Source organism: Mariniblastus fucicola, from assembly GCF_008087665.1.
GTDB classification, from domain to species: Bacteria; Planctomycetota; Planctomycetia; order Pirellulales; family Pirellulaceae; genus Mariniblastus; species Mariniblastus fucicola.
In genome coordinates this window covers 5703476-5728089 of record NZ_CP042912.1, presented here as the reverse complement: position 1 = coordinate 5728089, position 24614 = coordinate 5703476, and the positions used below count along the sequence as shown (strand labels likewise).

The following is a 24614-nucleotide window of genomic DNA, read 5'->3' as shown; positions in this document are numbered from 1 at the left end:
ACTCAATGATTGAGTCTTTCAGCATGAGCCCGGTTGACCAAAACCTTTGAGATTTACCCGTGAAACACCCGTCGCAAGAAGATTTGCTGGGTTACGTTCTGGGAGCACTGGACGCTCAGGAAGAACGTGACCTTCAACAACAAATAGACACCAACCCCGAGATCGAGGAGCAGTTGCTGGAGATTCGCCACGCGATGTCTCCGTTGGAAAGCCTGACATTTGGAGATCCCGGTAGCCGACCTGGGCTCGCCCGCCGCACTTGCGAGCTGGTGGCCAGCCTGAAACATGGAAAGCAGGAGCTGTTCGAGGATTCCGATGCGATCGGCGAGATGTTCGGTGCATCAAACTGTGATTCCATGACAGAAGTGCATGATGAATCAGATTCTGCTGTCAGCGATGCCGAACTGCAGCCAGCATCGTCCTTCAGTCGCCTGACAGATCGCGTCGTCCATCCGGGCTCATGGTCGCGAACCGACTTGCTTGCTTGTGTGGCGATCATGGCGATTTTCGCAAGCATTCTTTTACCTGCAATTTCGCAGTCACGATTTCAGGGCCGCATCATTTCATGCCAGCACAACCTGAATCAGGTTGGAACTGCGATGCTGGTTTACTCGGACCTGCACAGCGGTCATTTCGTAAACGTTTCTGAGACCAGCATCGATTCAAACAGCACCGGGCTGTTCGCGCCAGTTCTGAAAAGCACGGGCTTGATTGTGGACGACGCCACATTTGCGTGCGCTGGACGGCTTGAGAGCGAGCCGCTACGAATTCCTACGCTGCAGCAGATTCGCTCCGCTAAAGGGCCGCAGTTGAGCGTTCTCAAACGCCGTATGGGCGGGCATTTCGGTTTCGCACTCGGTTTTCTGGACGACGGAAAATATTATGCTCCGCGGAACGATGGCTCTGCTCACACCGTGATTATCGCAGACATGCCGTCATGCGAAATGCCAGGCCGCAGCAGTAAGAACCACGAGGGCAAGGGGCAGAACTGTTTCTTTGCTGATGGTCACTCGCAGTTTGTCCCGACGCATGCAATCGGTGAAGACGCGATTTACGAAAACGATCTGGGAATCGTCGGACCCGGTGTTGGGGAGCATGACAACGTCATCGCACCGTGTCATCTGCCTGCAATGAGCGTGACTTTCGAAGTCATCAAAGACTAATTGCAACGTTTGGTCGTGTCTGTTCGGGGCTTCTTCCAATTGCCCGCAACATTTGCGTTGCCTCGTTTTACCGTGCTGCGCGGGCGGCCAAGGTCGCCTGTTTCGCCAAGCTGCCTGTTTTGACACGACAACCAACATTGCGTGTGGGTTGCGATTTCGGTACAAGCCATGTTCAATTTAAGTCAAAGCTCACGGATGAGTCGCTCATGGTCCAACTATCCAACAACAGTCTTTCTGATTTCGTGCGGCAGGTCGTTTCCGGCTATCGAAATACTTGCGAGTCTAAAAACGTAAGTATGGTTCTGGACTTGGAGGAAGTTTCCGCTCCATATGATCGAAAGCTGGTCCACAAAGCTGTGATTGCGATGGTCGAGAATGCGATCGAGGCGATGCCCGAAGGCGGCGAGCTCGAAGCGACGCTCGTCAACGCAGAATATCAATGGGAACTTGAGATTGCTGACAGCGGGCGAAGCGCCGAACAGGATGCTCCCTCCATCAACCAAACCAATCCGGAGCTTCCAAAAGTTCTTGGAACCGAAACCAATCTCCATATGGGAACGCTGAACCAGCTTAGCGTCCTGATGAACGCGACTGTCCAGTCGTGGAACTGTCCGCTTGGCGGCACCGCTCACGTGCTCGTCGTGCCCAAGCCAGCGACGTCCAACGGATAGCGAAGTCTTCTCCCGGCAGTTCATTCAATCCAGCGGCAAACTGCTACCCAACGTACAACTAAAACACCCAAGGCGCGGAGTCTTCAAGGATGAATCTTCCGACTCAAATTCAGCAAAAGCTCAGTCACCGACAGACGCAGGCGATCATCGTCGGCGTCCTGATTCTTGTGATTATCGCCGTACTCCAGGTGGCTCATTCGAAAAGCTCCCGGCCACTGGTTGCCTTGCTCGAGAGTCAGCAACGGCTTGCGGATGGCGACCTCGAACGAATGGAGTTCGCGATCGGAAAGTGCGGAATCTCGGGCTGCAAAATCGAGAACGGAATGCTTCTCGTTCCCGAACACCTCAAAGAGGATTGCCTCAATGCGATCGCGGAAAACGATGCTCTGCCACAGTTTCTTCGTGCTCAGGACGAGGCCGAACCGGGGATCAATCCATTTCTTTCGCGCTTACAGCAAAAACAGCTGCAGGATTCTCGCAAGAAAAAACTGATTCGTGAAATGGTGATTCGATTACCATTCGTCAAGAACGCCTGGTTTGAAATGGATAGCACCGCAAACGGATCGGCTTTTCGCGCTGCTCAGCAAACAGCCGTCGTATCCGTTGAGCCACCGGAAGACGTGGTGCTGGATTCGGATCAGGTCGCCACGGTTCGCGAAATGATTGCGGGAGCCGTTGCGGGACTTCCGGCTGACAACATTCGCGTCATCGATATCTCATCTGGCTACGCCCACCGCACGCTTTCCCGCGGCAACAAAGTTGTCTCGATTGATCAGCGTCCGCCGTTCGAACAGGAAACACACTACCGAAAACGAATTCAACAAGCGGTTCAGGCTTACGGCGACATCGACGTTCAGGTTCGGGTTGATATGGTCAAAGTTCCTTCGGTCGCCAGACCGGTTTCGTATACGCCGCCAATCGAAAAAACGCCGCGCCCTCAACCAACCGTTGCGGTAATTGGGACAAACGGCGCGGCGTCAATCCACGACGTACGTACCACCAAACCCGTGGCTCAGCCGAAGCCTGTCGTCGCAACACCCGTCGTCGCTGAACCGACCTATACCAGTCGCATCGAAGTGATGCTGCAGGTTCCCGAATCGGCAGCAGCACAAATGTCGATTGGCAAAACAGCCTTTCCTGCTGACAAACCGAACATCAAGCAACAAGCCGTCAACCAGTTGGGCCGTCGACTGGTCGAAACGGTTCGACCCATTTTGCCAAAGCAATCGTTTGCTCAAGGCACCAAGTTTCCGATCGCGGTCCAGTTTGTGCCGGCCCCGGTAACCGCGCCCGTCGTGGCATCACCTTGGCAGAATCAAGTCCGCGACATCGCCATAAAGCATTGGCCGTCGGCTGCCGTGTTGCTGATCGGATTGGTACTGCTGACGATGATGACACGGCACAGTCCTTATGAGGCCAGCGAAGAAGCGAGCGAGAACGAGGACATAATCTCGATCAATTCATCGACTCCATCCGACGCGGTCACCGAAACAGAGCAGGCAACTCCAGAGATCGCGATTGCTCAACCTGAAGACTATGCAGCACGCCGAGCGGCCGAGCAAAAGCTTGGCAGTTTGGTAGAAAAAGATCCCGAATCGGCCGCCAGAGTCATTGAATCCTGGATTCGAAACGCGGGGTGACGCGATTCTTTTCTCGCGCAATCTCCCGTAGTCGCCGGATGTCGGTCTTACATTACTGTTGATTAGTGGTTGTACGACTTACATTGGACCCGTTAAAGCGGTGTCCAATGCAAAAATTGGCAACTTTGTAGTACAGTTGGCCGGTCAACGATGTTATCATCGGTTTAACCTCGCCTACTGACGCTATGAAAATAAAAAATTACTCTTCCAACGACGCGTACGACGAAATGTTTGGGTCCAACGGTGATCCAAGACAGTCTACCGCCACTTTTGTCAACAAGCTCGCGAGCTTGCCAGCCGGAACTCTCCAACGCCGCCAACTCGAAGCCGAGATGAGCCTGCAGAAGATGGGCATCACCTTCAACGTTTACGGTCACGAAGCCGGAACGGAGAAAGTCTGGCCGTTTGATCTGTTGCCAAGAATCATCGATGGCGATGAATGGTCGACTGTCGAACGAGGACTTCGGCAACGACTCGAAGCCCTGAACCTGTTCATCACCGACACCTACAACGATCGAAAGATCTACAAGGACAAGGTGGTTCCGGAAGATTTGATTTTCGGTTCAAAAACCTATCGGAAACAGTGCGAAGGCGTGACTCCGATCGAAGGTGTATGGTGTCACATCACTGGCGTCGATCTAATCCGTCATGCCGATGGGCAGATCTATGTCCTTGAAGACAATTTGCGTTGTCCATCGGGCGTTTCGTATGTGCTGGAGAACCGCGAGCTGATGAAGCGAACGTTGGCGGGCGTTTTCGAAGGCATGTCAGTTGCTCCAATCGAAGACTATCCCGAACAGTTGCTCAAGATTTTGCACGACTGTGCTCCGCCTACCAACGATCCGACAGCCGTCGTGCTGACGCCGGGCGTATTTAACTCGGCTTATTTCGAGCACACTTTTTTGGCGCGGCAAATGGGCATCGAGCTCGTTCAGGGTTCGGATCTGGTTGTTCAGGACGGCTATGTGTTCATGAATACAACTCGCGGCCTGGAAAAAGTCGACGTCATTTATCGACGTATCGACGATGACTTTATCGATCCCGCCTGCTTCCGCAGCGATTCAGTACTGGGCGTTCGTGGGCTGATGGAATCCTGGAAAGCCGGCAAAGTGACGCTGGCGAACGCTCCGGGAACCGGGATCGCTGACGACAAGGCGGTCTACAGTTACGTTCCCAAAATCATCAAATACTATTTGGGTGAAGACGCGATTCTACCGAACGTCCCGACTTACCTCTGTTCGGAGTCGGCCGACAAAAGTCACGTTTTGGAAAACCTTGAGACTCTGGTCGTTAAACCAACCAACGAATCTGGCGGTAAGGGTTTAATGATTGGTCCGCAATCTACCAAAGAACAACGTGATGAAGCGGCCCGTCAAATCAAAGACAATCCTCGTGAGTGGATTGCCCAGCCGACGCTAACTTTGTCCACGGTGCCAACACTGATCGATGGAGAAGTTGAGCCGCGACACGTGGACTTGCGTCCGTTCGTGCTCTACGGAAAAGAGATCTACGTCATGCCCGGAGGGCTCACGCGAGTCGCGTTGCCGAAAGGGTCGCTTGTCGTGAACTCTTCGCAAGGCGGAGGCAGCAAGGATACATGGGTCCTGAAAGGGAACTCGAATCAGCACGTGCCGCACTTCGAGGCTTCTCAGCAGCAAGAGCAGGGGAGTGCCGATGCTTAGTCGTGTAGCAGATTCGGTTTATTGGTTGGGACGCTACGTTGAACGTGCGGAGAACGTCGCGCGGTTTATTGACGTGAACTACAACCTGACGCTCGGCGAGATAGATTCGTTCAACAATCAATGGTCTCCGCTGGTCTACGTCAGCGGCGATCACAAAGACTTCGAGGAACGGTACGGAAGCCCTAATCGTGAAAACGTGTTGCGGTTTTTAACGACTGACAAAGAAAATGCAAACTCGATCGCTTCCTGTATCGCCAGCGCACGTGAGAACGCGAGGGCGATTCGGGATATTATTCCTAATGCGATTTGGGAGCAGTTGAATCGGTTTCACTTGATGGTCAAGGAAGCTGCCGCCAGCGATACTCCGATTTTCGAGCCACAGGAGTTCTGTGAACAGGTTCGCCTGGCCAGCCATCTGTTTATTGGAACCGGAGACGCCACGATGTCTCACGGAGAAGCGTGGCACTTTTCGCAACTCGGTCGGATGATCGAAAGAGCGGACAAGACTTCGCGTTTGATCGATGTGCAGTACTTCGTGCTGTTGCCGGAAGCTCGAGATGTCGGTTCGCCGCTGGATGTCGTCCGTTGGTCTGCGCTGCTCAAATCTGCCAGTGCTCTGGTAATGTATCGCCGTGTGCACGGTCGAATTACGCCTGAGAAAGTCGCCAACTTCCTGATACTCAACCCGGATTTCCCGCGTTCGATCCACCACTGTGTGGTCAACGCGATGCAATCGTTACGACACATCACCGGAAGTGCCCAGGACTCGTTTTGCAACGCATCAGAGCAATACGTGGGCCAGTTGGGCTCACGGCTGATCTATGCTTCGATCGAAGACATCATCCAGCAGGGCTTACACGAGTACGTTGATGACTTGCAAGCTCAGTTAAACACCATTGGACAGGCGATCGCCGCCGACTACTTTTCAAGACCGCCTGTTGAGACAAACGGGTTGGTCACGGAGGTCAGCCAAAGCTGACAAATACATGATCAAGGTTGCGCTTAACCACAAGACGCTCTACAGCTATGACCGCCCGATTGAAATCGGCCCACAGATCGTTCGCTTGCGGCCCGCGCCGCATAGCCGAACGCCGGTCAACAGCTATTCACTCAAAGTCAATCCGGCCAACCATTTCCTGAATTGGCAACAGGATCCGCACAGCAACTGGCTGGCGAGATTGGTGTTCCCGGAGCCCGCGGAATGCTTCGAGGTCGAAGTCGATCTCGTTGCCGAAATGACGGTCATCAACCCCTTTGAGTTTTTCCTGGAAGATGATGCGCTCAAGTATCCGTTTGAGTATCCGGCGGATCTCAAAGTTGATCTGGCTCCGTTTCTCAAACGATCCTACTACGGTCCGCTTTTCTCAAAGCTGATCGCGTCGGTTGACCTGACGCCACGCAAGACGATCGATTTTGTCGTCGAATTGAACCAGCGAATTACTGACGAGATCAAATATCTGATCCGTATGGAGCCGGGTGTTCAGTCACCTGAAGAGTCGCTGACGCTCAAAAGCGGATCATGCCGGGACAGTGCCTGGTTATTGGTTGAGTTGATGCGGCATTTGGGAATCGCGTCGCGATTCGTTTCCGGATATCTGGTCCAGCTCAAGCCCGACGTGGAGTCTCTGGACGGCCCCAGTGGTACGGATGTTGACTTTACTGATTTGCACGCGTGGACAGAGATTTTTCTGCCGGGAGCAGGCTGGATCGGGCTCGACCCGACGTCAGGTTTGCTTTGCGGAGAAGGCCACATTCCGGTCGCCTGCACGCCTGAACCGACAACGGCTGCTCCGATTAGCGGTTTGATCGGTGATTGCAAAGTTGAGTTCAAGCATGAAATGACCGTCACGCGGATCCATGAAGATCCTCGCGTAACAAAACCTTACACCGAAGAACAGTGGAGCGCGGTTGATGAGCTTGGGCACCGCATCGATGATCGGTTGGTTGCCAACGATGTTCGACTGACGATGGGGGGCGAGCCAACATTTGTTTCCATTGACGATATGCAGGGCGATGAGTGGAATACTGCTGCCGTGGGTCCGACGAAGCGCGGGTTGGCGGCAAATTTAAGCCGTCGACTGCAGGATCGATTTGCGCCTGGCGGGCTGATTCATTGCGGGCAAGGCAAATGGTATCCCGGTGAGTCGCTGCCACGATGGGCGTTTACCGTTTTGTGTCGGCACGATGGGCAACCGGTTTGGCGAGACCCGAAGTGGCTGGCGGATCCGGATAGTGATCTTGGCCATACGACTGACGACGCTCGAAAATTTACCGACGAGATCTGCAAACGGCTGGAGATTGATTCGCGTCACGTCGTCATGGCGTTCGAGGACGCTCTGTACTACACATGGAAAGAGCGACGGCTTCCGACCAATCGCAGCGTCAGCGAAGCCGATGTCAGTGATGCCGAAGATCGCGAACGTATCGCTCGCGTTTTCGAGCAGGGACTTGGAAACCCGGTTGGATGTTTGCTGCCGATCATGCATCAGTGGTGGAACGCCAAGCCCCGCTGGGTAAGTGGGGCGTGGCCTGTTCGCAGTGACGAAATGTTCCTGACGCCCGGTGATTCGCCGATGGGATTGCGCTTGCCGCTGGATTCAATTCCCGCTGGCGGAGACGCGTATTCGGCCCATCCGGACATTCCTTTCGAGCCACTTCCGCCGTTGCCGCCGCATGACGAAATTCGACACCAGAGAGCGTTCCGGGGTGATATGAACAAACCGCGTTCATCGGTTCATGATCGCTACGAAGAAATCCTGAAGGAAACAGAAGAAGAATCCGAAACGCATTCGGGCAAGGAGCCGAAGGAATACAAGCGTACGGAAAAGATGCCTGTTGAGAGCGGCGCTGGATCGGAGCCCGTGATCCGGACTGCGATTTGCGTCGAACCACGAGAGGGTACGCTCCGCGTTTTCATGCCGCCATTGGAAACCACCGAGAGTTACCTGGAACTGCTTTCAGTCATTGAAGCCACCGCTGAAGATCTCTCGTTGCCTGTCGTGATCGAAGGGTATTTGCCGCCGCCGGATTATCGTTTGAATCAAATCAAAGTCACGCCTGATCCGGGCGTCATCGAAGTCAACGTTCAACCGGCAGCCAACTGGGGCGAACTGGTTGAGATCGTTTCTGGCGTTTACGAAGATGCTCGCCAGACCAGACTGGGAACTGAAAAGTTTGATCTCGACGGAGCCCATACCGGCACCGGCGGAGGCAGTCACATTGTGATGGGCGCGGCGATGCCGGCGGACAGTCCGTTTTTACGTCGTCCGGATTTACTACGAAGCATCGTCAACTATTGGCACAACCATCCTTCGCTTTCGTATCTGTTTTCCAGTCGCTTTATCGGCCCGACCAGTCAGGCACCTCGTGTCGATGAAGGGCGCCGGGACGCGGTCTACGAGATGGAAATCGCGTTTGAACAGATCCCGGACAACGGTGAGTTTCCGCCATGGCTGGTGGATCGAATTTTTCGGCACCTGTTGGTCGATTTGACGGGGAACACGCATCGGGCTGAAATTTGCATCGACAAACTTTTCGCGCCCGAATCGTCGACAGGTCGCTTGGGCCTAATCGAGTTCCGTGCCTTCGAGATGCAGCCGCACTGGCAGATGAACATGGTTCAGCAGCTATTGATGCGGGCGTTAATCGTGCACTTTTGGGAAAAACCGTATCGGCAAAAACTGATTCGATGGGATACTTCGATCCACGATCGTTGGATGATGCCGTATTTTCTGCAGTTGGATCTCAATGATATCCTCTCTGAGCTTCAGTTTTCCGGAATCGAACTTGATCCGGCCTGGTTCGCGCCGCACTTTGAATTTCGCTTTCCCAAGATCGGCGAAGTCAATGTAGACGGAATCAATCTGGAACTGCGAACCGCGATCGAGCCGTGGTATGTGCTGGGTGAAGAACCTGGCAGCGGAGGCACCGCGCGGTACGTCGATTCATCGGTCGAGCGATTGCAAGTTCGGGTCAAAGGGGTCGCATCGGATCGACATGTGATCAGCTGTAACGGGCGTCGGGTTCCGTTGCACGCGACCGGGACACAGGGTGAGTTCGTAGGAGGCGTCCGCTATCGAGCGTGGCAGCCACCGAGTTGTTTGCATCCGACGATTCCACCTGATAGTCCGCTGGTTTTCGATTTGTTGGATTCGTGGCACAACCGCTCGCTGGGCGGATGTCGATATCATGTCGATCATCCCGGGGGTGTAAACTCTGGTTCTTTCCCGGTCAATGCTTATGAAGCGGAGAGTCGAAGGGCGTCCCGATTCTTCCGATTTGGACATACGGGGGGTACCGTTCCCATTCCGACAGAAGAACCGAATCCGTCTTTTCCGATGACTCTTGATATGCGTCGCAATCGAACGACTCGTCGATAGGTTCGATACAAAAATTGGATTGCACGCTAAGATGTATGGCTTCCAATTTTCCGAATGAACCGGACAATCACCGAGTGAGATCGCAAACCCAGTCACAATCTCAAAGTCAAAGCCAACCGAAAACGTCGGCTTCGGATCCGTTCGCGCAGTACAAAGTCGGGAGTTCGTATGACGAATTCTTTGATCAGGACAAGCCTCGCGACCATGTTTCCGATTATCACGATGCTCTGTCGAGTTTTGGTGTTGCGCGGCTAAACCGAAGGTGGCAACGGGCTCGCAGGATGGTGGACGAGAACTCTGTCGGCCTGGCGGGACATCTTGCCCGTAAAGTCTCTGGCATGGTTTCCGTTCGGCAGCGTCGAAAAATCAGGGCTTGGCAACTGGATGCGATTCCTGTCGTGATCGATAGCGCGACGTGGAAAGAGCTTTCGGCAGCGATTGCCCAACGTGCGACGATGTACGAACTGTTGCTGCAGGATTTATACGGCCCGCAGCGATTGATTCGCGAGAAAGTCATTCCGGCCACGCTGCTACACGCTCATCCGCAGTTTCTGCGAGGGCTGCATTCAGATTCGGACATCAAGCAGTTCTTGCAGCTTGTCGCGTTCGACCTTGCACGCTCTCCGGACGGTCGCTGGTGGTTTTTGAACGATCGAGCCGAGTCGCCGTCCGGAATCGGGTTCGCACACGAAAACCGAATTGTGCTCTCGCATGCGTTCCCGGAGATTTTCCAGAAGTGTAACGTCGCCCAGCTCAGCCCTTTTTACGACCAGCTTCAAAATAGTCTGCTGAACCTTGCCGACGGGAAACCCAAAGCACGTGGCGTGTTATTGGGTGAGGGGATGACCGGTCGTAACTTTTTTGAAGAAGCCTACCTTGCGCGAACGTTGGGCTACACGCTTGTCCGTGGCGATGACCTGACCGTACGCAACGATGGTGTCCATTTCAAAACACTTGCCGGGCTCAAACCCGTTGACTTGATCCTTCGCCGCAAGAACAGCCTCGATTGTGATCCTTTGGAATTCGACGGCGCGACGGCCATCGGTACGCCAGGCCTTGTGAACGCGTATCGGCAGAATCAGGTGGCGATTACCAATCGAATCGGAAGTGGCCTGGTTGAGTCGCGTGCACTGATGGCTTACGGCGGAAAGATCTGCCAGGCATTGATGTCGGAAGAACTTAAAATTCCGAACGTTGCCACATGGTGGTGCGGCGACCCAAAATCCCTGCAGTTCGTGCTCGAGAATTTGGATCATCTGACGCTCGAGTCAGCTTTTCGTGAACGCAGTCGTTCGTTCGAAGCCGGAACGGAGATGAGCGAGCTTTCCTTGGAGCAACGCAAATCAAAGCTGCTGGCGAATCCGATGAACTATGTCGCCCAGGAACGTGTCGATCGATCCAGCGTTCCTGTCTGGAGCGGCGAATCGATGGAGTCCGCCCGGTTGGCGCTGCGAACGTTTGCCGTCAGCACAGACGACGGGTTCAAGGTGATGAAAGGCGGGCTGGGGCGAACTTCGAAACTGCAGGATCCGTTGTACATCACGATCAACGAAGGCGAAGGCGGAAAAGACGTTTGGGTAGAGTCAGGTGACGACGCCAATGCTGCTCGTGCGTTGAGCGTTTCGCAAAAACTCGCGCCCCGTCGCAGTGGCTTTGAACTGTCCAGCCGGTCGGCCGACAACCTGTTTTGGATGGGGCGGCAGATCGAGCGGATTTACTTTTCGTCATGTGTGCTTCGCAGCACGATCCACCGTTTGATCGGTGAACGGCGAGCCAAATCGCGTGTCGAAGTCCACGTTCTGGTGCGGTGCCTGGCGATGCAGGGCCAGATCGAGCCCGCGTTTGCAATTCAGGAACTCAAAACGTCCTTGCCCGAGCTGGCAGAACTGCTGCCGGCTGTGATTCTTGACGCCAGTAATTCCGGAAGCATCGCCACGTCAGTCAACGAGCTGTTGCGTTTGGGGCAGATGGAACGCAATTGTATGTCGCTCGACACGTGGCGCACGATTTTGCGGATCCACGAAAGAATTGACATCGATCAACCGGATTTGCCGAGCCTTCTGGCGCTTGCGGACGAACTGGTCGTCGATGTGTCGGCGCTCAGCGGCCAGGCTGCGGAAGGGATGACGCGGAATCAGGTCTATCGATTCGTTCAGATCGGACGTCGGCTGGAGCATGCGACTCAATTGATCTTTATGTTGCGTTCTTTGTTTCTGCCGAAAGTCGAGCCCGTCGATCCGGTACTGCAGACGGCGTTGGAAGTCGCCGACAGTATCATGACCTATCGCTCCCGTTATTTCGCCAACTACCAGTTGGGAGGAGTGCTGGATCTATTGGTGACTGATGAGACCAATCCGCGATCTCTGGTTTGGCAGATGGCGCAACTGGATGAACACGTGCAGCAGTTGCCAGACAATATTGATCAGGCAGGGCTGGCTCCCGAGCGAAGGCTGTCCAGTTTTCTACTGCACTCGGTTCGCTCTTCCGACATTCAGCTGGTGGCGGAGTCCTGGCTGTTAAACGAAACTCAGCCGATGGAAGAACTGCTCAAGGCCTGGGAGGAAAGTTTGCCTGAACTTCACGCGGCAGTTTCAAATCGTTTCTTCGTACACGCGGATACTTCGCGACAAATCGGTGATATTGGTCGACGTTCCAAAGCCAACAAACGGCGGTCGCAATGAAGTATTCGGTAACGCACACGACTCGATACGACTACCCTGGCGATGTTGCGATCGGTTACAACATTGTGCACTTGCAACCAGGGAACTGGACAGGGCAGACGTGTGAGAAATTCCGTTTGCTCGTTACTCCTGAACCGCTCAGTATTACTCAGCGCACGGACTATTTTGGCAATCAAAGTGCCCAGTTCAATGTCGAACAGCCTCATCGCCGCCTGACCATCACCGCCAAGTGCGTGGTGGACGTCGAACGTCCTGAGCCACCCGAATATTCGACGACTTCTCCATGGGAGACGATTGTTGCGGCGTTGGTCGAAACAGCCACACAGGAAGAGTTGGACGCCGTTCAGTTCGCTTGCCCGTCGCCTGGAATTTCCGCATTTAGCGGGCTTGAGGAATACGCCCGGATTTCATTTCCGGCTGGACGGCCAATCCTGGAAGCCTCTGTCGATCTGACCAGACGAATCTTCGAAGAGTTTAAATACGATCCCAACGCGACGTCGGTGACTTCCGAAATTCGGGAAGCATTTGAGAAACGAAGCGGAGTCTGTCAGGACTTTGCCCATTTCCAAATCGGATGCCTCCGGTCGCTTGGTATTCCGGCGCGTTACGTCAGCGGATACATCCGGACGATTCCACCGGAAGGGCAGGAAGCTCTCGTCGGTGCGGACGCGTCGCACGCGTGGGCATCGGTCTGGTGCGGCAGGGCAATTGGCTGGGTTGATCTTGATCCGACCAACAATCAGATCGTGAGCAACGATCACATCACAGTTGCCATTGGCCGGGAATACAGTGATGTGTGTCCTGTTAAAGGCGTGATCGTTGGAAACGCTGCGCAGAGTCTGGCTGTGGCCGTGAGCGTCGAGCCGATTGGGGACAAGTAGAAAGCTTCTCCTGACTCGCGGCGGCTTGTCCATATCGCCAGTTCGCTCTCGCCGGCAGCGTTAGATCGCGAGGACGAAGCAGACCTCGTTTGCAAGCAAGTCTTTCGAACAGAAGTCCGCTTGATGTCCTGTTAGGAAACCGCCCATCAAAAAAGGCAGTGCCCGATCAGGCCTGCCTTTTAAATATCTCAATATCTCAGTCGCGAATCGCTCCGGAAAACGAAGCCTCCAGCTACGGAGTTTTGATTCTCTTCTTTTTGGCTTTGCGGCCGCGGTTGTTGGCGGGACGTTTGCCGTGATTGGCTTTTTTAACTTTATGAGTTGGCTTGGCCATGGTTGGATTCCCCGATGGATCTTTTTGGTCTGAACTAGTCTTTTCGGCGATTGTCCGGCCGATGAACAGCGAAATCGTAACAACCGGGGTAACTTTGTCAAAGGCGAAAAACGCGTGAATTGCCCGAGATTCGAGTCAAACAGGCATTCGCGGCCCTTGTTTTGACTCGGACAGCATGGCAGCTGGCCAAAGTGGCTTCTGGACACCATGACCGACACAATCCTGTCATCTTAAGAAATCGCAGGCATTTGAACGCAATCCATGTTGTCGTCGTAAATCTTTAAGTTTCCATTGGGATAACTGCGTTTTATAATTTCCCGTTGTGCTTTGAACACATCGGGCCCTCCTCGCGCGGCAACGAGTCAAATTAGCCCAATCCAACCTCCTTGAAAAAACGGCGTCACCGACAGCATGTCAACTCAGACCGAATCGCAAAACGCAGACAGGATCAAGGAAGAGGTTCGTCAAGTCATCCGTCGACTAACTGAACTTTCCCAAACCTCAGAGGACTTCGACCAGTTCTGCGACGAAGTTCTTGGAAAGCTGGTCGAGATTACGGGGGCACACGGAGCCCTGTTTTGGCAAATCACCAACAAAGGTGTTCCTCGGCTGACCCATCATTCCGGGCAAGCCCCGCACGACGAGGCCAGAGAAGTTCTCAATCCGGAGAACGAACAACATAATCGCGCGATCCTTGATGTCGTGCGCCAGAAGATGCCCGTCGGTATCATGTCCGAAGCGTTTACTGGAAAGGCCAATCCGGACGCGTCGTCTGCAGATTCTGATACCGCGGAAGCGTCGCAAGTCACGTCTCCGTTTCTGATGCTTTTTTCACCGGTTCTCAATCGACAGAAAGACGCCGTCGGTGCCGTCGAGCTGATTCAACGTGGAGACATTTCTCCGCAAGCCCAGGAAGGATATCTTCGATTCCTGACACAGATCGCGGCTTTGTTTCAGCGTTGGCATGAGCGTCAGGAGAACACCACCGTCGCGAAGCGGTCTGAAAAGTGGACCGAGAAGATGGAGTTCATTAGCGAAGTTCATCGTTCGATCGACTTCAAGGAAACTGCTTACGCGATCGCCAACGAAGCGCGTCGCGTTCTTGGTGCAGACCGTGTCAGCGTGGGTCGTTGGAACGGAAAGAATTGCAAGATCCTTGCGATCTCCAGTCAGGATCGCTTTGACAATCGGGCCAACGTCGTTCGGAAACTTGGCAATGTCGCGACGGCCAGCGTCGGCGCGGATTCCACTTTCTGGGTAACCGGAGGCACCGAAGCGATTGCGCCCGAAGTGGCCAAGAAGATTAATGACTATCTGGATGAATCGCACAGCCGAACCCTGGCGGTCATTCCGTTGGCGATTCGACCGGATGATGTGCCTGATCTGGAAATGACCAAGCGGAACAAAAAAGTTCGCAAGCTCGGTGCGATCGTGCTGGAGTACTTCGATGACGACGTCACCGAAGAGGCGATTCATGACGACTGCCAGCTGGTGGTTGAACAATCTCAGCTGGCCCTGGAAAACGCCAGAAAGCACGGCGAGATTTTCCTGCAGCCAATTTTGAAAAAGCTTGGCTGGTTGCAGCAAACGCTGTTCGGCGACCATCTGAAGAAAACGCTGACGGGCTTGGCTGCATTGGCGCTGTTGACACTGGCGATGATTTTTCTTCCGTGGGAACTGAAGATGAAAGTCGACGGCGTGCTGCATCCCGAGACGCGCCGGCATGTCTATTCGACGTCGAAAGGGATTATCGAAGAAGTCAACTTTGAGGACGGCGACGAAGTCCAGAAGGATGCGCTGTTGCTGAAGATGGTCGACTACGATCGCAAGCAACAGATGGACGCTCGCCAGACAGAACTGAAACGGATCCGGGCTCAGGCTGACGAAGCGTACCGCCAGATGGCCGCGGCACGTTCGGATACGCAACAGCAAGCTCGTTTGCAAGCCGAGCTTTCGGCCTACAAGGCTCAGGAAGCTCAAACCATTGAGATGATCGAAAACGATCAGCGCGTGATGAATGAAGTGCTCGAAGTTCGTGCGCCAATTGATGGCACGATCGTCACATGGAATCCACAACAGCGGCTCAAGGGCTTGGTCGTGGAACCGAATCAGACGCTGGTGACGCTATCGGAGCTGGACGGACAGTGGCAACTGGAAGTCAATATTCCGCACAATAAAGTCGGCTATGTTGATCGCGCGCTCAAAGACGCCCGTGACGATGATGACAGGAACAACGATGCCATCGTGGCCGAGTTCGCATTGAGCACCAATCCAAGCAAGACCTATCGTGGCGAGCTGCAGCGCGTTTCCATTCGCCCCCACACGGACGAGTCAGGGATTCAGAAGTACCGCGGCATCATCAAAGTGGAACCAGACGGTTTGAATCTTAAAGAGCTTCGCCATGGTGCCGGAGCGACCGTCAAAATTCACTGCGGAAAAGTGCCACTTTACAAAGCCTGCTTTCACCAGATCATCGACTGGTGGCAAACCAATGTCTGGTGGTTCTAGATTCGAAGCGGTTGAGCCAGGGCTCGGCTCATTCGCAGAGTTGAGCGTTCGCTCGGCTTGATCACTCCTTAGATAAATCCATGTCACTCATCCCTTCTCCTGCTTCTCCGCTCAAGGAGCCGTCGCCCAAGCCACCCATGGGCCCGCCGGTGCGGATGAAGATCCGTCCCGATCTGACGTTCGATAGTCAGGTCTATCAGGGCGTTGAATATCTCGTCGTGAAGGAGCCGTTGGGGCAGAAGTACTACCAATTCCCGCCTCAGGTTCACTATTTGCTGACGCTGCTCGATGGCGAGATCACGATTGACCAGCTGCAGGACGCGTACCACGAAAAGTACGCGCCGAAACGAATTACACGACAGGAACTGCAACAGCTGCTAACCCGTTTTCATCAGGACGGGCTGGTGGTTTCGAACATGCCGGGGCAGGGCATCGAACTGCTCAAGCGTGGTGACAAAAACAACCGGATGGAGCGTTTTCAAATGCTCTCCAACATCCTTGCGGTGCGATACCGTGGCTTTGATCCGGAACGAATCCTCAACTGGCTGAACAAATGGACCTGGTGGATTTTCACCAAGCCCATGGTTTATCTGGTTTGTGTGCTCGCTTCGATCGCTCTGATGAGCGTGATCATCAACTGGGGTGCGTTTCAGGCAAAGCTGCCGGGCTTCGACGCGTTCTTCGATCCGAAGCAGTGGTACCTGTTCGTGCTCGTGCTGGCTGTGACCAAGATGTTCCACGAGTTCGGGCACGGGTTGAGCTGTAAACGGCTGGGCGGCGAATGCCACGAGATCGGGTTTATGCTGCTGGTGCTGACTCCCTGTTTGTACTGCAACGTATCTGACAGCTGGCGATTGAAGAACAAGTGGCATCGCGCTGCGATTGGCGCGGCAGGGATGTATGTCGAAATTATTCTGGCGACGATCGCGACGTTTGTCTGGTGGTTCGTCCAACCCGGTTTGGTTCAGGATATCTGCCTGCGCGTGATGTTGGTCAGCTCGATCAGTACGGTGCTGTTCAACGGTAACCCGCTGCTACGTTTTGACGGATACTACATCCTTAGCGACATTCTGGAGATTCCCAACATGGGGCAGAAGTCGACCAAGGCGCTGACGACGTTGCTGGGGCGGCACTGGTTGGGGTTGGAGATTCCGGACGATGCGTTGATGCCCACCAACCGTCCGGCCGCATTCGCGAGCTACACCGTCGCAGCGTTTTGCTATCGATGGGTGATCATGTTTTCGATTCTGCTATTCCTGATGCGGTGGCTTGAGCCATACGGTCTGGAGTCGCTGGGGATCGGAATCGCGATGTTTTCGCTAATCGGAATCGTGGTGATGCCGTGCTACAAGCTTTACCGTTACATGTCTGTTCCAGGTCGGATGCATCAGGTGAAAAAGAAACGATTTTTTGGAGTGTTGTCGATCATTGCAGCGGTGATTGCCGGCCTGCTGTTATTTCCGTTTCCGCATTTGATGCGATGCGACGTCGTCGTCGTGCCGGAGACCATGGCTGCGGTTTACGTTGAAGAACCTGGCGTGATGGACGAATGCTATGTGGATCCGGGCGACCGGGTCGAAGAAGGGCAGGAGATTGCCCGGCTGCGGAACTATGAGCTTGAAGAAATGCTGCTCGAGGCCGAGGGTCGTGTCGAAGTCAAACAGGCTCAGCTGGTCGCCGCTCGTGAACAAATGCTTCGTGGGCTGGGCTCCAGTCAGGTGGGGGCGCTTCAGGCGGAAGTCGACGAAGCCATTTCGTTGCTGTCGGATTTAAGACTTCGGGCCATGAAGTTGACGATTCGATCGCCGATCGCAGGAACGATCATGGAAACACCGTATCGCCATCCGGCTCAGGCAGTCGACGAAGATTTGCTTGTCGACCAGCAACCGTTTTTGATACAAAAGTTCGACAACGTATCCGCGGGAGCAGGTCAAAGGTTTTGCGAAGTCGCTGATTTGGACCGCTGGAAAGGAATCGTTTTGCTCAGCGAGCAACAGGTTAAATTCATTGAAGCCGGCCAGGACGCACGCATTCGATTGCATTCCCGGCCGAATGAAACGCTGTTGGCAAAAGTCGGCGATGTGGGCGTGACCGATCTTTCAATCAATCGTGACGACTACGAGCTGTTGGCGGCTCAGCAACAGGATCCTCGAGTTCGCGAAAATCGAATTCCGGACCTGGTCAGCGAACTGGTTCCGCAGTATGACCTGAATCGGTTGCACTACTACGCGGAGATTCCGCTCACGGATACCGACCGTAGCTTGAAGATCGGACTCAGCGGCAAGGTTCGCGTCCGCTGCCCGAATCGCTCCTTCGGTTCAAGAATTCTTTGGTGGATCAATCAGAACTTCCGAATGTAAACCATCCGGAATCAAAGACAGGGAAATGAAACCGCGCAAAAAAAGCCGGTGCGAATTGCGCCGGCTTTCATGTAATGCTGCGGTTGTCTTTCGGTCCGAAGTCTTCAGGTCGCAATCTTTCGACTACCTGAACTCAAGCTCGCAACCTCGTATCGCCTAGACCGCGAACTGCTCAAACTGAATTTCGCGAAGGCTGTCGAACGACCAGATGCCGGCAAAGGCGTCTGTCATGAACAGTTCACGTCCGTCACCCGATCCAGTCACTGTCAGCTGATTGTTCTGCGGCAAGTTACCGTCCAACAGGAACTTCACGGAATCGCTTGGTGAGACAGTGAACTGGTTGAACTGGGCGTTGCTGCGGATCTGAAGGAATTCGGCTCCCGAGTAGCTCAGGCCAGAGAAGTTTCTGGCTCGAACTGCTGCGTCATTCATCACTTGGCTGTCGGTCAGCGTGTATCCGTGAGCACCCGCGGATTGCGAATCGTTCAGGTACAGACGGTCACTTCCCTGTCCGAGGCTAATCGCCAGAACACCTTGAAGAGCATCCAGGCTTCCGCTGTCCGCTGCGAGGTGAGACCCGATGTTGACGAGGTCATCGTCGCGTCCCATGTCCAGCGTCATCGTAGTTCCCACAGCAGTCGAAACGATATTGGCGACGTCTTTTTCGGCTCCAAGATCGATGTCGAGGCTCTCCGCACCATTGTTACTGTTGATGTTGAGAATGTCCGAACCGGTCATCGTGTCGATTGACATGTTTACGACAGGTACCGCGAACATTGTCACGATGTCGCGTCCTTCAGTTCCCAGGAACTCGAGAGACTCAAGCTGACGGGTCGTGCTGACCAGTTGGTATTGAGTGTTGATGCCGGAGGCACGGAAGGTCGTTCGCGTTGTCGCATCGGTCGCTCGAACGATCGCCGTGTCGTTGCCTCCAGTTCCAGAGTCAGCCACTGCCAGGTTGCGTTGACCTCGATCGGCAAACGAAATGTCGTACCGGTCGTCATCGTTGCCGCCGTTGATGTTGGCGTTGCGATAGAAGTCTTCGCCGACGCGGAAGAAGTCTTCGCCATCATTTCCGCTTGCACCGAGATAGCCGGTCTGCGATGCAGCGGCCAAATCAAACGTATCGTTGCCGGCCTCGCCGATCAGGATGACGTTCTCAACTCCATTCGCACGATTGACTGCAAGCGTGTCGTTTCCGTCTTCGCCTTTGATTCGCAGGAAGCTGACTCCGTCGAATGCACGAACGTCAATCTGGTCGTCTCCGTCACCGGCGAGAATCTCGACAGTTTCGATCGAAGGCAGGAAGGACATCGTGTCGTTGATTAAGGCAACTTCCGGTCCATCAAGAACGACGTTGTCGCTGTTTTCACCAAGGAAGACGTTGATTCGATCGACTTCGGCATCGAGTCCGGAATCAGAAACACGAAGGTTTCGAGATTTGTCTTCGTCGAGGAAGAACACATAACGATCGCGACCGGAAGCTCCGTCCATCCACACATCGCCTTCGACGTCGGTCGTGATGCGGTGGTAGTCATTGCCGCCGACGCCCAGAAGTTCGACTGAGTTCTCAGCGAGTACGCCAAAGACAAGGAACGAGTCAGCGACATCGTCCAGACCACGAATCGTGATTCCGCCATTGCCTCCAGTGAAGCTACCTCCGGTCGCCGAGTACCGAATTGTGGATTTGGCGACGTTCGCAATGTAGCTGTCCTGAATCACTGCGAAATCTGGAGTGCCAGCGATACGCTGAATGTCCATTGTGTTCGCGCCTGTACCGGCATCAATCACCAGATCATTGCCGCCACCGTCGGCCGCGGTGTCGTGGATCATGAAGTGATCGTTACCGTCGCCGCCGAGCAACGCGAATCCGCGAGTCGCCGAATTCACGATAAAGGTGTCGTCGCCGTCGAGAGCGTTAACTTCCAGAGACTCGATTCCGACAACGTTGGCGTTCATCGGGTCAGAGACCATAAACGTGTTGCCGTTGATGAGGAAACTGTTCTCGTTGATTTCAAAGACATCGTCACCAGTGGTGCCTTCAACCGTCAGGCGATCGTTTTCAGCGTCGACACTGTCGATGATTGAAACCATCGTATCGCCAAACACGTTTGCGAGATCGTAAGTGTCGTCACCTGCTCCACCAGCGAGAATCAGATTGTCTGTGGTCGTGCCTGTTACCGTGTAGCGGTCATCTCCACCTCTGGCATGCAAGGCAAGCGTCTCAAGATCAGGGTTTGCGTTGACGGAGCTGCCAGCAATGGCGTACTCAAGTCTGCCGATCGTGTCGATGACATCAATCGTCTCTGCAGCGTCGCTGAAAAAGACGTCAAGCCGATCCACACCGCCGGTGTCAAACACAGTCACGGTTCGGTCTACGGAACCAGCAAGATCAACGAGGAATTGGTCGTCGTCGAGTCCGCCATCGATTTCGATGTCGCCTGCTGCCGCTGCTGCAACGTCGATCAAGTCGTTACCGCCAAGCGAATTAATGCGAAGCAATGTCTGATCGCCAAGCGTGTTGACGCGGAAGATGTCATCGTAGATGTCGTCTCCTGCTGTCGCTCCCATGGTGCCTTCAAGTTCGATCAGAGAGAAGATTCCATCGGTTGCGACGTAGTCGATGTCCGCTGTCGTCATGCCGACGATGCGATTGTCTTCGATCTGGATTTCAGTTCCGGCAACTGCTCCCCCAAAGATGGCTGAACGGCTGACATACATCTCGTTGTTGCCAGTACCACCATCGATTCTGAGTTCAGTGGTTCCGGTTGTCGCAGACAGGTCCGTGATGTTGAAAATGTCGTCGCCGGCTGAGCCATAAAGACTGGCAACCGTCGTGGTTCGCGTCACGTTGAACGTGTCGTCTCCGCCAAATCCGTCGAGAGCAAAGTCTTCGATTCCGCTAAAGCTGGCGTTTGCGGTTGGATAGGCCATGCCATTGAATACGTATCCACTTTCGTTGACGGCGATGATGTCATTGCCGGCCGTCATTCTCACGTATAACAAGTCGGTTTCGTCATCCAGTGAGTCCGTAACGACGACATCAAAGATGGAAACAATGTTTGTGCCGTAGCCATCGTCGCCGGCACCTCCAAGCAACTCTACGGTTCCGTCAACGAGCGTTTCGAAGAAGAACACGTCGTCCATCGCGCGTCCGTAAACTTTTAGGTCATTGCCCGCCGCGACGCTAAGGACTTCGAATGTATCGGAACGCGTTTCGCTACCGAACAGGTTTTCGTTGAATGATCCTCCGGTTGCAACGAACTCAACATCAACGTTGCTCATATTCGTGATTCGGGCAGATTCCGCTGTAACTGTCCCAGGTACCAACGCATCGTTCTGATAGACGTTCAAAGTGTTAACGTCTTCGCCACCGTCGATCATGAACGATGTCGCACCGGTCTGCTGCGTGGTCTCTGCCACATTGAAGACGTCTGCGCCACGCTGCCCGAACAATCCAATGCCACGAGTCGTTGACGTGATGTTGAACGTGTCGTCGTCCGCGTAAGCATCGATTGCAAACGTTTCGATGCCCCAGGCCGTCGATGCGTCATCGAAAGGAACGACGATACCGTTGATCGTAATCTCCGTTTCGCCGACGGCGATGATGTCCTGGCCATCGGTTCCCGTTGACGTCAGTTGGTCATTCTCAGAGCCAACGGAGTCAGAGATTGCTGTTCCGGCAAAGGATGATGCTGGAAGATTGTAAATGTCATCGCCTGCTTCCCCGAATAGCTGAAGGTTTCCGGTAACGTCCTGTTCAACAACAAACACGTCGTTCCCGGCACCCGCGTAAATCGGGAAGTCGTAGTTTGAAGTCGGGATGTTAAAGCGATCATTTCCATCTCCGCTGCGGAATTCGATCATGCCATCAGCAAGAATTCGGCCGCTGTTGATGTTGACGCCATTGCCGCCGTCAAACTGCCAAACGGTATCGCTGGAAACGTCAAGTTGAAGCTTGTCGTCGCCGTCACCGACAAGAATGTACGATCCCGAGATTTCGGCAGCATCGAGGTCGGGAACGTTGACGATGAACTGGTCCATCCCGCCGTTACCGTTAACTGTTAGCGTACCAATCCCGTCGGAGTCGTACTCGCCGACGATCGTGCCGTCGACAACGACCTGAATAAGATCGCCAACCTGATTAACTTCGATGATGTTGTCGAGATCGGGAGGCGTGACATCGATCACCGGATTGGTGTCAGTCGCGCCAACCTGAGTCGCTTGAATCGCCCAGTTGTTGCTGGCGTCCGTGTATTGCTGAAAAGTCCAGAAGCTGTTTGGGTCGTACGGATCGTTGACGGTCGTTGTGTATCGTCCCCAGAAGTGGTTTGGCAATCCGCCATTGGCCAAGTCGATATACGTTGACGCTCCGGCCTTGAGTTCAGTTGGGTCATTGAAAGCCAAAGGCGAGTCGACGCCCGATGACGGAACCGCAATGCTGATGTAGGAGCTTGGGAAAAGATTCAGGCCTGTCGCGGTGTATCCAATCGCAACTGTACCGTTGGGGCTGACGTCGATAGACGGGTCGATGTAGTCGATGTCATTGGTGGCGGCTTCGATGGTTCCGTGGTCGACCAGGTAGATCAGCTCGCCGGTGTCTGGATCTGTTTCCGGAGTTGTGTCGACTTTGTACCATCGCAGAACCGCATTCGGTCCTTCTGCCTGAGTCCCGTCATCAAGAGTCACGACAGCCCGAACTGAGTGCACGGCATAGAGAAAGTCGCCTTCCTGGGCAACCGACGCGTTGAACAGAGTCGAGTCACGATCACGGATAATGTCAGTCGGTTGACGTACAACATCTGGCTCGCGATAGAAGTCGATTGGAATGACGGCCGATTCACCTTGCGTGAGATTGAGATCGACGTTTGGCGTTCCTTCACGAGTGAACTCAGTCAAAACCAACTCATCGCCCTGACGTCCGGTCGGGAACGTATCGCCGTCGCCTTCACCATCGATCGCCAATCCAAAGAACGATTGAGTCGAAGTGACAGGGAACGTTTGCGGATCAATCGTCGTGTCGAGTCCGAACTGGATCTCGAATCCGATACCGTCTGGAATTCCGTCCCCGTCCGCATCGTCAGGATTGTTGGTGATTCCGCGGATGTTTTCCTGGCGTCCCGTTTCAATGTCTCCACCGAAAAGTGCGACTTGAGGGAGGCCCACAACAGCGCTGCCGACCGGTGTTTTGCCGAATAGCGTGAACGTGAACTCTTGCGCCGACATCGACATGCCGACTTCATCCATGGACATCGTGATACGCTCTGTACCGAACAGGTAGACGAGATTTCCATCTTCGTCAAAGGTTCCCGTGTCCAGTTGAATGCTTCCCGATTTCCACGAACCGGTTGGATCCGGCGTGTTTGAGGCAGCGATCCAAATGCGGTTCCCCTGGAGCAGCGGCAGATCGTCGTTGAGATCCTGGTTGTCGACTGCAACCACATACCAACGATCGAAACCGGAATCGAAGACAAGCCGTGGAGTATCGAATGAGACCGCGTTTCCGTCGTCATCAACAGGAGCAACACCATTGTTGGCGGCAGTGTAGAAATCTTCCAGCGTTCCACTTTGCAGCAGCGCCGCGCCGGCGTCTTTCTCGTAGATCGAAAAACCGCTGTTGAGGAATTGAACAACGTGATTCTCTCCAACCGCTGCGGAAATGTTCGGTGGGTTGGCGTTGCTGGAAACTCCGCTTCCGTCGTTCGCGGACGTGAAGTTGATCCCGATATCTGCGGTCAACAACTGGCGTGGCTCAAGGCTCTCGTAGGAATGCTTCTGAGCTGGTGATCGCCGCATCGATTTTGCGTGGAGTACCTTTCGCAGATTGGTTTTGGAAAATCGTGGAAGAGAGCGAGTGCGTTTAGAACTCATTAGATGTTCCTTGGTCGTACAGTTGCCAATCGGCGGAACCGATGGTGCGCGGATGAATCGGAATAAGTAATTAACAGGCCGCAATAAGAACGAGCGACTGCAATAAGTCAGATGGATAGATACTCTAAAGTAATTAAAGGGTGCATATTCTGCAAAACCCTCCACAAGAAACGCTCAAAAACGACAAAAATCCCCAAACTGTCGTTCCTGTTCCGCGTCGAAGATAGCGCGCAACTGTCGCGCCAAAAGAGCAAGTTTCCCGGACCAAATCCAACATTTGGAGCGTCGTAGCAGATCCGACGCGCAGCGCTCCTGCCAGTTAGCCCAAGTTCACTTTGGGCGAATAACATGACCCAATTCGTGAGCGGAGCATCCCACCGCGTTGCAGCGAAACGTTGAGACGAGTCTCAGCGAGGTATCCCATCGGGTTTCATTGAGTGTTCG

The 24614-nt window shown here is 54.1% G+C and carries 12 protein-coding genes; 10 read left to right on the top strand and 2 right to left on the bottom strand.

Annotated features, from left to right (window positions below):
- The first annotated feature begins 59 nt into the window (after positions 1–59).
- From MFFC18_RS21430 to MFFC18_RS21395, 8 genes are all read left to right on the top strand, one after another.
- A complete protein-coding gene (locus tag MFFC18_RS21430; protein ID WP_075083844.1) occupies positions 60–1163 on the top strand; it encodes a hypothetical protein in 1104 nt (367 codons plus the stop codon).
- Positions 1164–1369: 206 nt separating this feature from the next.
- The gene (locus tag MFFC18_RS21425) at positions 1370–1834 is read left to right on the top strand and encodes a sensor histidine kinase (protein WP_075083845.1); all 465 of its coding nucleotides are present in this window, start codon (positions 1370–1372) and stop codon (positions 1832–1834) included.
- Between the two features lie 89 nt (positions 1835–1923).
- Entirely contained in the window at positions 1924–3474 is a 1551-nt protein-coding gene (locus tag MFFC18_RS21420; RefSeq protein ID WP_075083846.1) for a hypothetical protein, read from the top strand.
- Positions 3475–3659: 185 nt separating this feature from the next.
- Positions 3660–5156, top strand: coding sequence for a circularly permuted type 2 ATP-grasp protein (locus MFFC18_RS21415; protein WP_075083847.1), 1497 nt, complete (start codon positions 3660–3662; stop codon positions 5154–5156).
- Positions 5149–6135 (top strand): alpha-E domain-containing protein, encoded by a 987-nt coding sequence (locus tag MFFC18_RS21410; protein ID WP_075083848.1) that lies wholly within the window; start codon positions 5149–5151, stop codon positions 6133–6135. Before MFFC18_RS21415 ends, MFFC18_RS21410 begins: the two co-directional genes overlap by 8 nt.
- A gap of 7 nt (positions 6136–6142) precedes the next feature.
- Positions 6143–9535 (top strand): transglutaminase family protein, encoded by a 3393-nt coding sequence (locus tag MFFC18_RS21405; protein ID WP_075083849.1) that lies wholly within the window; start codon positions 6143–6145, stop codon positions 9533–9535.
- Positions 9536–9609: 74 nt separating this feature from the next.
- Complete coding sequence (locus MFFC18_RS21400) at positions 9610–12216, top strand: circularly permuted type 2 ATP-grasp protein (RefSeq protein ID WP_075084130.1); 2607 nt, start codon at positions 9610–9612, stop codon at positions 12214–12216.
- A complete protein-coding gene (locus tag MFFC18_RS21395) occupies positions 12213–13097 on the top strand; it encodes a transglutaminase family protein (RefSeq protein ID WP_075083850.1) in 885 nt (294 codons plus the stop codon). Before MFFC18_RS21400 ends, MFFC18_RS21395 begins: the two co-directional genes overlap by 4 nt.
- Before the next feature lie 232 nt (positions 13098–13329).
- Here MFFC18_RS21395 and MFFC18_RS25840 read toward each other — a convergent pair whose 3' ends face one another.
- The gene (locus tag MFFC18_RS25840; protein ID WP_390176063.1) at positions 13330–13431 is read right to left on the bottom strand and encodes a 50S ribosomal protein bL37; all 102 of its coding nucleotides are present in this window, start codon (positions 13429–13431) and stop codon (positions 13330–13332) included.
- A gap of 411 nt (positions 13432–13842) precedes the next feature.
- On the opposite strand from MFFC18_RS25840, the gene MFFC18_RS21390 reads away from it, so the two are divergent.
- Positions 13843–15939, top strand: a complete 2097-nt coding sequence (locus tag MFFC18_RS21390; protein WP_075083851.1) for an efflux RND transporter periplasmic adaptor subunit — start codon at positions 13843–13845, stop codon at positions 15937–15939.
- Positions 15940–16019: 80 nt separating this feature from the next.
- Positions 16020–18299, top strand: a complete 2280-nt coding sequence (locus MFFC18_RS21385; RefSeq protein ID WP_148619031.1) for a site-2 protease family protein — start codon at positions 16020–16022, stop codon at positions 18297–18299.
- Positions 18300–18455: 156 nt separating this feature from the next.
- Here MFFC18_RS21385 and MFFC18_RS21380 read toward each other — a convergent pair whose 3' ends face one another.
- Entirely contained in the window at positions 18456–24170 is a 5715-nt protein-coding gene (locus MFFC18_RS21380) for a hypothetical protein (protein WP_075083853.1), read from the bottom strand.
- Positions 24171–24614 lie beyond the last annotated feature (444 nt).